The organism is Streptomyces canus (assembly GCF_030815415.1).
GTDB lineage: Bacteria > Actinomycetota > Actinomycetes > Streptomycetales > Streptomycetaceae > Streptomyces > Streptomyces canus_F.
In genome coordinates this window covers 6,816,779-6,831,627 of sequence record NZ_JAUSWW010000001.1, presented here as the reverse complement: position 1 = coordinate 6,831,627, position 14,849 = coordinate 6,816,779, and the positions used below count along the sequence as shown (strand labels likewise).

15 protein-coding genes and 1 pseudogene are annotated in these 14,849 nt (G+C 69.5%); 11 read left to right on the top strand and 5 right to left on the bottom strand.

Features of this window, described 5'->3' with window-relative positions; all coding sequences use genetic code 11:
- The first annotated feature begins 34 nt into the window (after positions 1 to 34).
- The 7 genes from aroA (at position 35) to QF037_RS31550 (ending at position 7,379) form a co-directional block, all read left to right on the top strand.
- The gene (aroA, locus tag QF037_RS31580; protein WP_307031025.1) at positions 35 to 1,357 is read left to right on the top strand and encodes a 3-phosphoshikimate 1-carboxyvinyltransferase; all 1,323 of its coding nucleotides are present in this window, start codon (positions 35 to 37) and stop codon (positions 1,355 to 1,357) included.
- Positions 1,354 to 2,889, top strand: a complete 1,536-nt coding sequence (gpmI, locus tag QF037_RS31575) for a 2,3-bisphosphoglycerate-independent phosphoglycerate mutase (RefSeq protein WP_307031024.1) — start codon at positions 1,354 to 1,356, stop codon at positions 2,887 to 2,889. The genes aroA and gpmI overlap by 4 nt, the downstream gene beginning before the upstream one ends.
- Positions 2,886 to 3,245, top strand: a complete 360-nt coding sequence (locus QF037_RS31570) for a hypothetical protein (RefSeq protein ID WP_307031022.1) — start codon at positions 2,886 to 2,888, stop codon at positions 3,243 to 3,245. The genes gpmI and QF037_RS31570 overlap by 4 nt, the downstream gene beginning before the upstream one ends.
- Positions 3,246 to 3,604: 359 nt before the next feature.
- On the top strand, positions 3,605 to 3,940 hold the full coding sequence (locus QF037_RS31565) for a hypothetical protein (RefSeq protein WP_307031021.1): 336 nt from the start codon (positions 3,605 to 3,607) through the stop codon (positions 3,938 to 3,940).
- Between the two features lie 125 nt (positions 3,941 to 4,065).
- Positions 4,066 to 4,887: a phosphate ABC transporter substrate-binding protein gene (locus QF037_RS31560; RefSeq protein ID WP_307031018.1), complete on the top strand. Its 822-nt coding sequence runs from the start codon at positions 4,066 to 4,068 to the stop codon at positions 4,885 to 4,887.
- Between the two features lie 3 nt (positions 4,888 to 4,890).
- On the top strand, positions 4,891 to 6,702 hold the full coding sequence (gene pstC, locus QF037_RS31555; protein WP_307031016.1) for a phosphate ABC transporter permease subunit PstC: 1,812 nt from the start codon (positions 4,891 to 4,893) through the stop codon (positions 6,700 to 6,702).
- Positions 6,690 to 7,379 (top strand): phosphate ABC transporter ATP-binding protein, encoded by a 690-nt coding sequence (locus QF037_RS31550; RefSeq protein ID WP_307031013.1) that lies wholly within the window; start codon positions 6,690 to 6,692, stop codon positions 7,377 to 7,379. Before pstC ends, QF037_RS31550 begins: the two co-directional genes overlap by 13 nt.
- 131 nt (positions 7,380 to 7,510) lie before the next feature.
- On the opposite strand, the gene QF037_RS31545 is transcribed toward QF037_RS31550, so the two are convergent.
- Together QF037_RS31545 and QF037_RS31540 are read right to left on the bottom strand one after the other, a co-directional pair.
- On the bottom strand, positions 7,511 to 7,855 hold the full coding sequence (locus QF037_RS31545; protein ID WP_307031011.1) for an ArsR/SmtB family transcription factor: 345 nt from the start codon (positions 7,853 to 7,855) through the stop codon (positions 7,511 to 7,513).
- Positions 7,856 to 7,960: 105 nt separating this feature from the next.
- Positions 7,961 to 8,323: an ArsR/SmtB family transcription factor gene (locus tag QF037_RS31540; protein ID WP_307031008.1), complete on the bottom strand. Its 363-nt coding sequence runs from the start codon at positions 8,321 to 8,323 to the stop codon at positions 7,961 to 7,963.
- Between the two features lie 607 nt (positions 8,324 to 8,930).
- Between QF037_RS31540 and QF037_RS31535 the strand changes: the two genes are divergently transcribed.
- The gene (locus tag QF037_RS31535) at positions 8,931 to 9,311 is read left to right on the top strand and encodes an ArsR/SmtB family transcription factor (RefSeq protein ID WP_307031006.1); all 381 of its coding nucleotides are present in this window, start codon (positions 8,931 to 8,933) and stop codon (positions 9,309 to 9,311) included.
- 218 nt (positions 9,312 to 9,529) lie between these two features.
- Here the strand turns inward: QF037_RS31535 and QF037_RS31530 are convergent, their stop codons facing one another.
- The 3 genes from QF037_RS31530 to QF037_RS31520 all read right to left on the bottom strand — a co-directional run bounded on the left by QF037_RS31530 (position 9,530) and on the right by QF037_RS31520 (position 12,211).
- Positions 9,530 to 10,591, bottom strand: coding sequence for an ArsO family NAD(P)H-dependent flavin-containing monooxygenase (locus QF037_RS31530; RefSeq protein WP_307031004.1), 1,062 nt, complete (start codon positions 10,589 to 10,591; stop codon positions 9,530 to 9,532).
- A 196-nt stretch (positions 10,592 to 10,787) separates the two neighbouring features.
- Positions 10,788 to 11,906: an ACR3 family arsenite efflux transporter gene (gene arsB, locus QF037_RS31525; protein ID WP_307031002.1), complete on the bottom strand. Its 1,119-nt coding sequence runs from the start codon at positions 11,904 to 11,906 to the stop codon at positions 10,788 to 10,790.
- Complete coding sequence (locus QF037_RS31520; RefSeq protein WP_307031000.1) at positions 11,903 to 12,211, bottom strand: ArsR/SmtB family transcription factor; 309 nt, start codon at positions 12,209 to 12,211, stop codon at positions 11,903 to 11,905. Before QF037_RS31520 ends, arsB begins: the two co-directional genes overlap by 4 nt.
- Before the next feature lie 74 nt (positions 12,212 to 12,285).
- On the opposite strand from QF037_RS31520, the gene QF037_RS31515 reads away from it, so the two are divergent.
- The 3 genes and pseudogenes from QF037_RS31515 to QF037_RS31505 all read left to right on the top strand — a co-directional run.
- On the top strand, positions 12,286 to 12,918 hold the full coding sequence (locus QF037_RS31515) for an arsenate-mycothiol transferase ArsC (protein ID WP_307030998.1): 633 nt from the start codon (positions 12,286 to 12,288) through the stop codon (positions 12,916 to 12,918).
- Positions 12,919 to 12,954: 36 nt separating this feature from the next.
- Positions 12,955 to 13,374, top strand: a complete 420-nt coding sequence (locus QF037_RS31510; protein ID WP_307030997.1) for an arsenate reductase ArsC — start codon at positions 12,955 to 12,957, stop codon at positions 13,372 to 13,374.
- Positions 13,371 to 14,162: pseudogene (locus QF037_RS31505) on the top strand (NAD(P)/FAD-dependent oxidoreductase); the annotation flags it as partial. The gene QF037_RS31510 and the pseudogene QF037_RS31505, both read left to right, overlap by 4 nt.
- Between the last annotated feature and the right edge of the window lie 687 nt (positions 14,163 to 14,849).

Genomic DNA, 14,849 nt, shown 5'->3' with positions numbered 1-14,849 from the left:
CCGCACACCCCGTCCACCTTCACGGAGGCAGCACATGAGCGCCACATCCGACCCGCGGCTGAAGGCCGAATCCGTCACCGTCCGGCCCCTGGCCGCCTTCGACGAGACCGTCCGGGTTCTGGGCTCCAAGAGCTACACCAACCGCTACCTGGCCATCGCCTCCCTGTCCGGGCAGGAAACGGTCATCGACAACGCGCTGCTGTCCGACGACACCATCTACCTCTCCCGTGCCCTCGAGGCCTTCGGTCATGTCACCTGCGACATCGACCATGCTGCCGCCCGGATCCGCGTCACTCCCACGGGCCGGCCGATGCGCGCACCGCAGGAGGAGATCTTCGTCGGTGGCGCCGGCACCCCGCTGCGCTTCCTGATCTCCATGGCCGGGCACGCCGAGGGCACCACCGTCATCAACGGCAACGCCCGCATGCAGGAACGCCCGATGGGCGACCTGCTCACGGCCCTGCCCCCGCTGGGAGTGGACGCCACCGCCGTCCGCGGCAACGGCAGCCCGCCCATCCGCATCGTCGGCGGCTCCTTCAAGGGCGGCGCCACCACCATCAGCGGCGCCGTCTCCAGCCAGTTCACCTCCAGCCTGATCATCAACGCGCTGCGCGCCCAGAGCGACACCGAGATCACCATCAGCGACGAGCTGGTCTCCAAGCCGTATGTGGAGATGACACTCGCAGCCCTGAAGGAGATGGGCGTCCATGTCGAACGCGAGGGCTACCGCCGCTTCACCGTCCCCGCCGGACAGCAGGCCCGCGGCGGGCAGGTGACCGTAGAGCCGGACGCCTCGGGCATGTCGTACTTCCTGGCAGCCGCCGCCATCCTCGAATCCCGGGTGACCATCCCCGGCATCGGCGCAGGCTCCCACCAGGGCGATGTCCACCTGGTGGAGGCGTTCGAGCGGATGGGCTGTCACACCCAGGTCACCGGCAGCGACATCACCCTGTCCGGCGGCCAGCTGCGCGGCATCGACATCGACATGGAGGCCATGCCCGACGTGGTGCCCTCCCTGGCCATCGCCGCCGCCTACGCCGAGGGCACCACCCGCATCACCAACATCGCCTCCCTGCGGGTCAAGGAGTGTGACCGGATCGCCGCCGTCACCACCGAACTGCGCAAGATGGGCATCGCCGTCGAGGAACACGCCGACGCCATGTACATCACCGGCGGCACCCCGCACGCCGCGGTCATCGACACCTACGACGACCACCGCATCGCCATGACCTTCGCCATCGGCGGCCTGCGCACCGAAGGCGTCGTCATCAAGGACCCCGGCTGCGTCGCCAAGTCCTTCCCCACCTTCTGGCAGACCCTCGACGCCCTCCACCCCTCCCTGGAGAGCACCATATGAGCACCTCTGAGGCGGCGTTCGCCGGCCCGGGCATCCTGCTGGTCCTCGACGGCTGGGGCCACGCCCCCGCAGCCGACGACAACGCCCTGGCCCTGGCCCACACCCCGGTCCTGGACGACCTCGTCACCCGCTTTCCCAGCACGCTGGCCGACGCCTCCGGCGAAGCGGTCGGCCTGATTGCGGGAACGGTCGGCAACTCCGAGATCGGCCACATGGTCATCGGTGCCGGACGGCCACTCCCGTACGACAGCCTGCTGGTCCAGCAGGCCATCGACGACGGCACCCTGCGCACCCACCCCCTGCTGAGCACCGTCCTTACCAAGACGGCCGCCACCGGGCGCGCCCTGCATCTGATCGGGCTGTGCTCGGACGGGCAGATCCATGCCCACGTCGATCACCTGGGTGACCTGCTGGCCGCCGCAGCCGCCCACCAGGTGAGCCGCGTGTTCATCCACGCGATCACGGACGGGCGTGACGTCGCCGACGGCTCCTCGACCGTTTACCTGGAGCGCGTCGCCGCGCTCGCGCAGCGGGCCGGGACGGGACAGATCGCCACCGTCATCGGCCGCGGATACGCCATGGACAAGGCTGGCAACCTCGACCTCACCGAGCAGGCGGTCGCCCTGGTCGCCGACGGCCAGGGCGCGGCAGTGAGCAGCGTGCAGCAGGCGGTGGCCGCCTCCGAACGCGGCGACGAGTGGATGCCCGCCAGTGTGCTCACCTCCGCCGGGCAGGCGGCCATCGCCGACGGGGACGCGGTGGTGTGGTTCAACTTCCGCAGCGACCGCATCCAGCAGTTCGCCGACGCCCTCATCGAGCACCTGGCAGCCAGTGGACGCTCGGCGGACATGCTCAGTCTGGCCCAGTACGACACCCGCGCCGCCATACCCGCCCTGGTGGAGCGGGCGGATGCCTCCGGCGGCCTGGCCGACGAGCTCTCCGCGGCCGGGCTGCGCAGTGTGCGCATCGCCGAGGCCGAGAAGTTCGAGCACGTCACCTACTACGTCAACGGCCGTGACGCCACGGTACGCAGCGTCGAGGAACACGTGCGGATCACCGGCGAGGGCAAGCCCGACTACATCGCGCGGCCGCAGATGAACCTTGACCGTGTCACCGCCGCGGTCGTCGAGGCCATCGGCCGCACGGACGTCGACCTGGTCATCGCCAACCTGGCCAACATCGACGTCGTCGGGCACACCGGACATCTGCCCGCCACCGTCACCGCCTGCGAGGCAACCGACGCTGCGGTGGGGCAGATCCTCGAGGCTGCCCGCGACAGCGGCCGGTGGCTGCTGGCCGTCGGCGACCACGGCAACGCCGAGACCATGACCAAGCAGGCATCCGACGGCACCGCCCGCGCCTACGGCGGGCACACCACCCACCCAGTGCCCCTGGTGATCGTGCCCGCAGGCACCGCCACTCCGGCGCCCGTGCTGCCGAAGAGCGTCACGCTCGCCGACGTCGCTCCCACCGTCCTGCACCTGTTGGGACACAAACCCGGATCCGCCATGACAGGAAGGCCCCTGCTGTGAGCCCGCTCGCCCCTGCCCCCGTCCAGACCGCCTGGCCCCCGGCGCCCGACCTGACCGGCTGCACGAACTCCGCGCACCTGGAGGCGGCGTTCGCGAAGGACGCCGTCGTCCGCGCACTGGATGCCGACGGCGCCGACGCCGTGCTGCGCGAGGTCGCCGACCGCTCCCGCGCGGTCCTGGGCCTGCACAACCCGACCGCCGACGAGGTGCGCATCCACCTGCCGTCCCTCCTGCCCGAACACGCCGAGCAGACCTGGCACTTCGTCAGCGGGTCCATGCACACCAGCGAGGCCGACGGCGGACTGTGTGTCCACCTGGCGCCGTCCGCTCACGTCTGGCTCACCGCAGCCCTGTGAAGGAGGTGAGGCCTCAAGATCCGGGCTCCTGAGCCCCGGATATCCGCATCAAGGTGCCGCCTCTGAACCGTCGGCCCCACCTACGCACCAGATCCACAGATCCACTGCAGCCTGCGTGGGCAGCCCCTTTCGGGTGCCCGGCCCGCGTTCTCTTTCAGGGCACCGCCAACCCCGAAGGATCTGACATGTATGAACTCGTTCGCTCACTGGTGTCCGCTCCATCCGCGGCCGCTGGCCCGGTCCGAGCCGTCCCCGAATCGGCCAGCGCCACCCAGGCCGGAACGCACCCTGCGACCGCCTGGGGAACCATCGTCACGGCAGCCCTTGTCTGCCTGTTCCTTCTTCCTTCCGGCCCCGCGATGACCCTCGTATCCGGCACGGACCTCTCCCCCGCCGGACGGGTCCCCGTCATGGCTGCCGCGACGCTGGCGAGCATCGCCCTCTGGAGGGCCCGTACCCTTTGGCCCGGCCTGCACCCGCCGTCGACACCCGCAGCGCTCCTGGGAGAGCGCGCGTTCCTCGCCTCTCGTGCGGTGCGCGACATCATGCCCGCCGTGCAGTCATCGCCGATGGCGACTGGCCCGGGCTCCTTCGGCACCCGCTGCGGCTCTGCGAGTGGCGGCCCGTCCTCTCCTGAGGCGACCGCCCGGAACGTGGCCGCCTGGCCGGCCCTGCCCCCGCCGTCCGGCCAGTGACTGCCCGAGGGACGTTGCAGGTCCCACGCCACGACCCCACGGTTCCGCTGGAAGAAGGAAGAGCCCCACACGTGTTCACCATGAAGCGCCGCACCGCCGCTCTCGCCTCAACCGCACTGCTCGTCATGTCCGTGGCCGGCTGCGCCGGCAGCAAAGCCCAAGCAGGCGGCGGCGCACTGCAAGTCAGCGGGTCGACCACGGTAGCGCCGGTAGCCGCGGATGCGGCCGAGGCTCTCAAGACCGACGGTCTGGAGATCACCGTGGCCACCCAGGGTGGTTCCGCCGGCGGCATCTCTCAACTCGGCTCCGGCCAGATCAGCATCGCGATGAGCTCGAAGCCGCTGGCAGACGAGGACAAGGCCGCCAGCCCCAACACCGACTTCCACCCTGTCCAGATCGGTGCGGACGCCGTCGGCGTCATCGTCACCAAGGAAGTCGCCGACGGCGGCGTCAAGAACCTCACCGCAGCCCAGGTACGCGGCCTGTTCGAGGGGAAGATCACCAACTGGTCCGAAGTCGGCGGGCCCGACCTGAAGGTCTTCGTCTACGACAAGGAACCCGGACGCGGCACGCGGGAAGTGCTCGACAAGTACCTCTACGGCGACAAGAAGGCCCCGCCGCCGCCGAATTCGGACAACTTCGCCATCGTGGGCGGCAACCTCGAGACCCGCAACAAGCTGGAGTCCACGCCCGGAGCGGTGGCGCCGCTGTCCACGAGCTTCATCGAAGGGCGCGACAAACTGGCCGCGGTAACGCTGGACGGCATCGCACCGACCTCCGAGAACATCGCCTCCAGCAAGTACCCCATGTCCCGGCCTCTGTTCTTGATCACAGACGGTGAGCCGAAGGGGTCGTCGAAGACGTTCATCGACTATGTCCTGTCGGCCAAGGGCCAGGCGCTGATGACCAAACACGGCTACCTGACGCTCAAGCAGATCGGGAAGTAGCCGATGGCCACCCAAACACTGGCGCGAAAACCCGTCACCCCCAAGGCCAGCATCCGCCCACGACGCTCGAGGTGGGTCTGGGGCTGGGTGTACGCCGGGGCGTTCGCTGTGGCAGGGCTGCTCCTGACCGTCGCGGGGTATCTCGGGGCGGGGGTGAGCAGCGGCCACGTCAACTGGCTGGACCTGCTGACCGAAGCGGCGTGGAGCCCGCCCAACTCCCTGTTCGGCGGCCTGGCGATGATCTACGGCACCGCCGTCGTGTGTGCCCTGGCACTCGCCCTCGCGGTGCCTGTCGGCTGGGCAGCGGCTCTCGCCCTGTCGGAGTATCTCCCCGCCCGGGTGGCCCGGCCGTTGCGGATATGCGTCGAGCTGCTCGCTGCCGTCCCGTCCATCGTCTACGGTCTCATCGGCATCATGGCCGTCCGTCCGCTTATCGCGCAGATGGCAGGCGTACCGGGCGGGGACAGTCTCGCGGCTGCCGGAATCGTCCTCGCCGTCATGATCACTCCGACGATCGTGGCGGTCAGTGTCGACGCGCTGGCCGCCGTGCCCGACCGCTACCGCGAGGCCGCCTTCGCCCTCGGGCTGACCCGTCGCGAAGTCATCCGCTCGTCGGTGCTGCCGCTCGCACGCTCGGGCATGCGAGCAGCCGTCCTGCTCGGCCTTGCGCGCGCCCTGGGTGAAGCCATCGCGGTGTTCCTGGTCGTGGGCCGAGCCGACGGGCACCTGCCCACCAGCTTCGGCGAGTTCTTGGACTCGCTGGTCCATCCCGGCCAGACACTCACGACGAAACTTGCCGGTCCGGAGCCTGTCCTGGCCGGGACCTCCGGCCCCTATTTCGCTGCGCTGTGCGGCCTGGGCCTGGTCCTGCTGGCGCTGGTGGCCGCGGTGACGATCTGGGGCACCCGGGAACGGCGCCAGCACACCACCAGCAAGCAGACCGCCCGCTACCGCAGCACGCCGCGGCTGCGGGTGCAGCTGGACCGGCTGATGATGGCCGTGCGGCTGGGGGCCTTGCTGCTGCCTAGCGCTCTCCTGGTCGGGATGATCGCTGTCCTGGCGACACGCGGCAGCGCCGCGTTCAACCCGTCCTTCTGGTTCACCGGGGCAACGGGCGCGGCCGGCGGCGGCGTACGCGACCAGATCGTCGGCACCATGCTGCTCACCGTCACCACCGGCGTGCTGGCTCTGCCGCTCGGCTTCGGCGCCGGCATCCTGATCGGCGTCCACGCATCCGAGCGCACGGCGCGCCTGCTGCAGACCCTGACGGTGGTCCTGGGAGGAGCGCCGACGATCCTGCTGGGACTGGCAGGATTCGTCATCTTGTCCACCACCATGGGATGGGGCCGATCCTGGCTGGCCGGCGCCGTCGTCCTGGTACCTGTCGTCATCCCGGTGATCGCTCTGACCACGTCGGCCCGCGTGCGGAGCCTGCCGACCGAGCTCACCGAGAGCGCCATGGCACTGGGCCTGACCCGGGCGCAGTACATCCGGTCCGTCATCGTCCCCTACACCTGGCCCGCGACGGTCACCGGCCTGCTTTTGGGCCTGGCTCGCGCAGCGGGTGAAACCGCTCCGCTGCTGTTCACCGCCACGGTCTTCTTCGGCGCTCCCACCGTGCCGAGCGGCATCGTGGAATCCCCGGTGCAGGCGCTGCCGACCCACATCTTCACTCTCTCCCAGGACTCGGGCGACCCGCAGGCCGTCAGCCAGGCCTGGGGAAGCGCCATGGTGCTGGTCCTGATCACTGCAGTACTCCTCAGCGCGGCGGTCTGGCTGCGCAACCGCTTCGAAGGAGAGCGATGGACAGCGTAATCACCGTGCGCCAGCTATGCGTACGCAGCCGCGACAAGACCCTCGTCGGGCCCGTCTCCTTCAGTCTCGAGCACGGATCCACCACCGGACTGTGCGGACCGTCGGGCGCAGGCAAGTCGACCGTCCTGCGCGCCCTGGTGGACCTGCTCCCCCGCGGGCTGACCCGCGAGGGCGACCTGCAGGTGCTGGACCGGACGATCGCGCCCGGCAAGGGAGACGCCGACCTCAGGGCCAAGATCGTCCTCGTTCCGCAGACGCCCGTCGTGTTCGGGGGCAGCATCCTCGACAACGCCCTGTTCGGCCTGCGCCACGTCCTGCGGGCCTCCCGGGAAGTGCTCCGGGAACGAGCCGAACAAGCTCTGCACGAAGCCGGGCTGTGGAAGGAAGTCGCTGACCGACTCGATTCACCGGCCGCGAACCTGTCCGCAGGACAGCGCCAGCGGCTGTGTCTGGCTCGCGCTCTGGCCCTGGAACCAGCCGGACTCCTCCTCGACGAGCCGACCAGCGCGCTCGACGAACGCAGCAGGGACACCGTCGAGCAGTCCATCGCGGCGCTGCACGGCCGACGGGCTGTCCTGCTCGTCTCCCACGACCCGGCACAGGTGGAGCGTCTGTGCGACACGACCGTGCACCTGGACCAGCCGGTGGCGGCGGCATCCCCCGCCGCAGTCTCCTGACCCCTCGTTCTTCCTGCTGAGGGGGCAGCACGAAAACGCCTGCTGTCCCTGCCCTCTTCGGCCCTGGCCTGCGCTCGCGTATCAGAGAGGTACAGGGCCGAAGGGCTGGGGTGGGCCTGGAGGGCCGCTCTTCAGGGCGCTCCTGCCCGCTCTCTTTGGTGCAGGATCTGCAGCAACACCGCGCGGACCCCGTGTCCAAGGCGGTAGTAGATGACGCGTCCGTCGCGGCGGCTCTCGATCAACCCCATGCAGCGCAGCCGCTTGAGATGGTGGCTGACCGTCGACGCGGACACCTGCACGTCACACAGTTCGTGCACCGGGACCTCGGCCCCTTTCAGCGCGGCCAGGCGGACGAGCAACTGCAGGCGAACGGGATCGCCGAGCGTTTTGAACACGCTCGACCACCAGGCAGTGTCAGCTTCGCTGAGCTGCAGACACTCCCCCTGGCATTCGGTCTCCGGCCCATGGTGGTCCATGTCGTCTCCTCACCCCAGCGTCCCTCTGGGGAGATATAGATGGGCGAGGCACGCCCACGGTCCCGGTGCCCGCGGCGCACCGGGCCACCGACCGGCCCGGAAGGCTCAGACGGCCTGCGACAACAGGCCGGCCATGGCGGCCAGCACACCGGGGGCCACCCGGTAGTACACCCAGCTGGCGCGCCGCTCCGACTCCAGCAGTCCCGCCTCGCGCAGTTTGCGAAGGTGGTGGCTGACAGTGGGCTGGGAGACGCCGACGTCCTGGATATCGCAGACACAGGCCTCACCGTCGGGCTGTGCGGCAATCCTGGAGAACAGCCTCAGCCGTACCGGGTCGGACAGTGCCTTGAACATGGCGGCGATCTTTTCCGCATCGGCCGCGGAGAGTTCCTCTCGCCCCAACGGCTGGCAGCACTGCAACGACGTGGTGACAGCCAGCACGGCAGGACCTGAAGCCAACTTAGACATGCCTCTATGTTGACAGTTATCTAATCACCTGCCAAGGGCGGAGCGGAACCCGGATGCGCCGACTAACCGGACTCGATCGCCTTCACCGCCTGGCCGCCCGGCCGGCCCACCAAGTCAGCCTGGCAGCACACCTCTCTGATCCGGACCGCCACTCGCGCCGCCGTCACCGTGGCCGCCCGCCCGCAGCCGCTCCTTTTCTCTTCCTGGCTGCCCTGGCACGGTCGGCATTCGCGATGCACCTGGCCGTCATCACCCTGTGCCCCTGCCGCTCGCCGCGGCTCTACTGTGCCCAGACCGCCTGTGACTTGGGGCTGAGCGGAGCCGGACACCCATCCGGCCGTGACATGCTGCCCTCTACCACCAGAGCGCTGCCGTGCGTGCCGCTGTGGAACGCCAGGCTCGTCGCCCTGTCACAGCCCGCTGTGGCAGGCACCAGAGCCGGAGTCGGCCACCGCCAATTCTGTTGCAGCGTCGCATTGCGGCAGCATCCGGTCGTCGGCTGGAGCCGCCAGGGCGCTGGCGGCGTGGCCGCCCGCGAGCAGACGGATTCGTGGTACGTCCATTTTTGATCGCACACGAGTGATCACTCGGCGTCTATGGTTGAACCGTGACTCTCATAGAGCTGCAGGCGTCGCAGGACGGTTTCCCCCAGAGCGGCTCGTGCGGACCGGGACTGGAGTGCAAGCCCCTGGACCGCACGGAGGCCGAGCAACTGTCCGCGATACTCAAGTCCATCGCCGATCCGACCCGGTTGCAGTTGTTCCGGTTGCTGGAGCAGGCCCCCAACGGCGAAGCCTGCGTATGCGACCTGGCTGGCAGCCTGGGACTGCGCCAGTCCACCGTCAGCCATCACCTCAAGATCATGACCGAGGCGGGGCTGCTGGACCGGGAGCGCCGCGGCACCTGGGCCTGGTACTCCGTCAACCACGACGGGCTGAAACGAATCCGCTCCATCCTGGATCCCGCACCGCGCGCCGCATGCAGCTGACCGCCCCCTTCGATCCCACGGACGGCACTCAGTCCGGGCGCCGGCTGCCCGTCCTCGCGCTGCCGGGCCGCGGGCCTGAACGGTGAACGCCCGCGGCCCTGTCGAGCCGACTCCCGCTGACGGCACGGGTCAGTCATTCCGGCAGACCCTGCGCGGGCGACGCCGTCCACGTCGTGTCCCGGCTGCGTCGCCAAGCCGCTTAGCCGTGGCGTCTCCGGTCAGGACAGGAGGGCTGCGATCTGCGCGGCGGCCTCGCGGGCCGGGCGTCCGACTCCGATCAGGGTGGCCGAAGCGGGTCCGGTCCAGTCGCCGTAGCCCAGCAGGTGCAGCCGTGGCTCGCCGACAGCGCGCGTGCCCTCGGTGGCAATGTGCCCGCGCGTCCCTCGCAGGCTCAGCGGGGCCAGGTGGGACAGGGCGGGCCGAAAGCCCGTGCACCAGATCATCGCGTCCGCGAGAGCCGAAGTGCCGTCGGCCCACACCACCCCGCCGCTGGTGAGACGGTCGAACATCGGCTGGGCCTTCAACAGCCCCGCGTCCCGCGCAGCACGGACCGGCGACACGGCGACGATGTCGCCGAGCGAGGCCACACCGCCGGTATCGGCCGTGCCAGCGTCCAGGGCGCGGCGGCGGGCAGTGGCGGCGTCGAACAGGGCGCGGCCGTCGATGTCGTCGGCGAGGTAGCGGGGCGGGCGCTGAGTTACCCAGGTCAGGTCGATCCCGCCGTGGGCAGCCAGGTCGGCTGCGATCTGTGCACCAGAGTTCCCGCCGCCCACCACCACGACGCGCTGCCCCGCGAAGTCGGACGGGCGCCGGTAGCCCGTCGTGTGCAGTTGGCGGCCGGCGAACACCTCGCGGCCCGGGACGGCGGGCAGGAAGGGGCGCCACCAGGTGCCGGTCGCCGACACGACCGCCCCCGCCGTCCAGACACCCATGTCGGTCTCCACCCGCAACCGCCCGGCGTCGGGCCGCACCGCGCTCACTCGGACCGGGCGCTGGACGGGCAGGTCGTAGCGATGCTCGTACTCGGCCAGGTAGTCCACGACGTGTCCGGCGTCCGGGTACTCCTGGCCCGCCTGGGCGGGCATGAGCCAGCCCGGCAGCGAGGAGAACGCGGCCGGGGAGAACAGGTGCAGCGAGTCCCAGGTGTGCCGCCAGGCTCCGCCCGGCGCGCTCTGGGCGTCGAGGATGACGAAGTCGAGCTTGTGGCGGCGCAGATGGTAGCCGGCGGCGAGTCCGGCCTGCCCGCCGCCGATCACCACCACGTCGGCATGTTGCGTCATGCGGCCCGCGCCGTCGCGCACGTGGCGCATCGCACCGTACGGGCCGGGGGCTGGTACGGAGTGCTGAGCATCGATGGACGACGGGCCTCGTTCACGGCCACCCGGGCATGTGCCTCACAGACGGCGGCGCCGCAGTCGCGGCAGATCCCGACAGCCGTGTGGGTGGTCGCCTGCGTGCGGCAGTCGAGGCAGTGCATCAGCGGGCTCCCCCAGTGGTGGTCAGCGCGGACGCGGTGAACTTCCGGCGCCAGGCGAGGGCGACGTAGACCAGGCCGATCAGGACGGGCACCTCAATGAGAGGGCCGACGACACCTGACAGGGCCTGTCCGGAGGTAACCCCGAAGGTGGCGATGGCGACCGCGATGGCCAGCTCGAAGTTGTTGCCCGCCGCGGTGAACGCCAGCGTCGCCGTGCGGTCGTAGGCGAGACCGAGGCCCTTGCCGAGCAGGAAGCTGCCGAAGAACATGACCGCGAAGTACACCAGCAGCGGCAGCGCGATCCGTACGACGTCCAGCGGCTGCGAGGTGATCGTCTTACCCTGCAGAGCGAAGAGGATGACGATCGTGAAGAGGAGCCCGTACAGAGCCCACGGCCCGATCTTCGGCAGGAACTTCGTCTCGTAGGACTCGCGGCCCATCTTCTGCTCACCGATCCGGCGGGTGAGGAACCCGGCCAGGAGCGGGATGCCGAGGAAGATGACGACGTTCAGGGCGATCTCCCACATGGAGATGTCCAGGTGGTCGCCATCGCCCAGACCCAGCCAGCCCGGCAGCAGGTCCAGGTACAGCCAGCCCAGCAGGCCGAACGCGATGACCTGGAAGACGGAGTTCAGCGCGACCAGGACGGCGGCCGCCTCGCGGTCGCCGCACGCGAGGTCGTTCCAGATGATGACCATCGCGATACAGCGGGCAAGGCCGACGATGATCAGGCCGGTGCGGTACTCGGGCAGGTCCGGCAGGAAGATCCACGCCAGCGCGAACATGACCGCGGGGCCGACGATCCAGTTGATGACCAGCGAGGAGACCATCAGCTTCTTGTCGCCGGTGACGGAATCCAGCTTGTCGTAGCGGACCTTGGCCAGCACCGGATACATCATGATCAGCAGGCCGAGTGCGATCGGCAGGGAGATCCCGCCGATCTCGATCTTCGCCAGCGCGTCGTTCATCCCCGGGATGAGGCGTCCCAGGCCCAGGCCGACGGCCATGGCGAGCAGGATCCACACCGCGAGGTAGCGGTCGAGGGTGGAGAGCTTCTTGACGATCGAGTCGTCCCCGCCAGTGTCTGTTGACGCGGCGGCGGGCTCGGTGGAGGTCACGGGCAGGCCCTCTTGTTCTCGGCAGCGGTACGGGCGGAGGCGGCCAGCGCGGCGAACTGCTCGGACAGCCCGGCCAGGACGTCGGGCTTGAGCTTGAAGTAGGTGAACCGGCCGCAGGGCTCGGTCTCCACCAGTCCGGCCTCGCGCAGCACCTTCATGTGGTTGGACAGGTTGGTCTGCTTGGCTCCGGTCTCCTCAACCAGGTGCGTCATGCAGAGCGTCTCGCGCGCCAGCAGAGTCACGATTTTCAGGCGGAGCGGATCGCCCAACACCCTGATCACATCAGTATCGACTGAAGTCAGCATGCCCTGATACTGTCACATCACCACGCACTGATACCAGCGCGGGCTGACTTATTGGGCGCGTCGAAGGAGTCCCCGTGTCCGCCTCCTCCCTGCCCCTCCTGCCCGACCAGCGCCTGGCCGCCGGGGCCGCCCGCCTCGCCACCCGGCACGCTGGCCGCTTCTCCGCCGAGACCGTCCAGGCCCTGCTCACCGACTCCTACAACCTCCTGGCCGCCGCCGCGCAGGTGCGCAGGCACCTGGTCGTGGTGGCCGAACGCTTCACCGCGGAGCGCCTGGTTGCTCTCGCCCGCGTCCAAGGCGGCCCCGGCAGCGGGCTGCCGCGCGTGCTGTTCGTCTGCAGCCACAACGCGGGCCGCTCCCAGCTCGCCGCCGCCCTCCTCGCACACCGCGCCGTCGGCCAGGTCACCGTGTCCTCCGCCGGCACGCACCCCGCGGCTGAGGTGGAGCCGTTCATCGCGCAGGTCCTCACCGAGGCCGGCGTCGACGCCTCCGGGGCGTTCCCCAAGCCGCTGACCGACGAGGTCGTGAGGGCCGCCGACATCGTCATCACCATGGGCTGCGGCGACGCTTGCCCTGTCGTGCCCGGCCGCCGCTACCTGGACTGGCGCGTCGCCGACCCCGACGGAGCGCCGCTCGCCGCCGTCCGCGACATCCGCGACGCGATTGCCGCCCACATCACCGAACTGCTGTCCTCCCTGCCCGCCTGAACCACCCGCTGGTCCACCCTCGTGAAGGAAGAACCCATGTCCACCGCCCCGCTCGCCTCCGTGCTCTTCGTCTGCGTCCACAACGCCGGCCGCTCACAGATGGCCGCCGGATTCCTCACCCACCTCGCGGGCGACCGGATCGAGGTCCGCTCCGCCGGATCCATCCCCGGCGACCAGGTCAACCCGGCCGCCGTCGAGGCGATGAAGGAAGCCGGCGTCGACATCGCCGACGCCAAGCCGAAGATCCTCACCACCGAGGCTGTCCAGGCATCCGACTACGTCATCACCATGGGCTGCGGCGACGCCTGCCCCATCTTCCCCGGCAAGAAGTACCTCGACTGGGCCCTCGATGATCCGGCGGGCAAGGGCATCGAGGCCGTACGCCCCATCCGCGACGAGATCAAGACCCGCATCGAGGCCCTGATCGCCGAGATCGACGCCAAGCAGGAGGCATGAGCGGCGTGACCGGCACAGACGACGTACGCGAGGTCATCGTCATCGGCTCCGGCCCCGCCGGATACACCGCCGCCCTCTACACCGCCCGCGCCGAACTCAAGCCGCTCGTGTTCGGCGGCGCGATCTTCGTCGGCGGCGCGCTCACCACGACGACCGAGGTAGAGAACTTCCCCGGCTTTCCCGAGGGCATCGACGGACCGGACCTGATGCAGAACATGCGGGCGCAGGCTGAGAGGTTCGGCGCCGAGATCGTCGAGGACGACGTCGTCTCGGTCGACCTTGCCGGGGACATCAAGACCGTCACGGACACCGCCGGGACCGTGCACCATGCGAAGGCTGTGATCGTCGCGACCGGGTCCGGCTACCGCAAGCTTGGCCTGCCGAACGAGGACGCGCTGTCGGGACGCGGGGTGTCCTGGTGCGCGACCTGCGACGGCTTCTTCTTCCGCGACCGCGACATCGTCGTAGTCGGCGGTGGTGACACCGCCATGGAGGAGGCCACCTTCCTCACTCGCTTCGCCCGCTCGGTCACCGTCGTACACCGGCGCTCTACCTTGCGTGCCTCCCAGGTCATGCAGAACCGCGCCTTCGCAAACGACAAGATTTCCTTCGCCTTTGACAGTGAGATCGCCGAGATCAAGGAGAAGAACGGCATGCTCGGCGGGGTCGTCCTGCGTGACGTCTTCACCGGCAAGACACGCGACCTAGACGTGTCCGGCCTGTTCATCGCCATCGGCCACGACCCGCGCACCGAGCTGTTCAAGGGCCAGCTGGACCTGGACGAGGACAGCCGTGCCCCGGCTAGGCCGATGATCGGGGAGCCGGTGGTGGCCGAAGCACCAGCGCCGTCGGTGTCGGTCGCGGACAGTTCGTCGAGGGCTTGGAGGACGGTGGCCACAGTGGGCTTGCCCCAGTGCTCTCCGCTGGCGGGGATGCTGTTCGTGATGTGGATGACGGGTATGAAGTCCGCCATCAGGTCGAGCCTGTCGAGGACTTCGCCGTCCGAGCGAACCCGGTACCGGGCCTTGTGCATCGGCAGGTCGTACAGCAGGTCGCCGTGCTTAAGCTCGTCCAGGTCCCATTCCGCGTCAGTGAGGTAGCACGTCCACGGGGAGGGCCGGGTGGGTGCCCACGGGTAGGTGCGGGTGATGAGTCCGGTGTCGGCGTTGCGCGCGTCGCCCGTGACCAGGATCGGGTCGCCGCTGTCGGTGTACAGGTACTCGCGTGCGGGGCCGCCGTCCTTTGCTGCGCCGCGCCGACTGGCCGGTCCGATCGCTCCAAGTTCGTACGTGACCCGCCGAAGCCTCGCTTTGAGCCCGCGCCGTTTGTCCTCGGGCAGTTCCCACGCCAGGTGAACGCGCAGCGGGAACTCGGCGCCGTCCTGCTCGCCGTCTTCCGGCCACTCCGGAAAGTACAGACCGGGGTCCCAAGTGCGCAGCAGGACCCGGCCCTTCCCTGGGTCCCAGGCCAAGGTG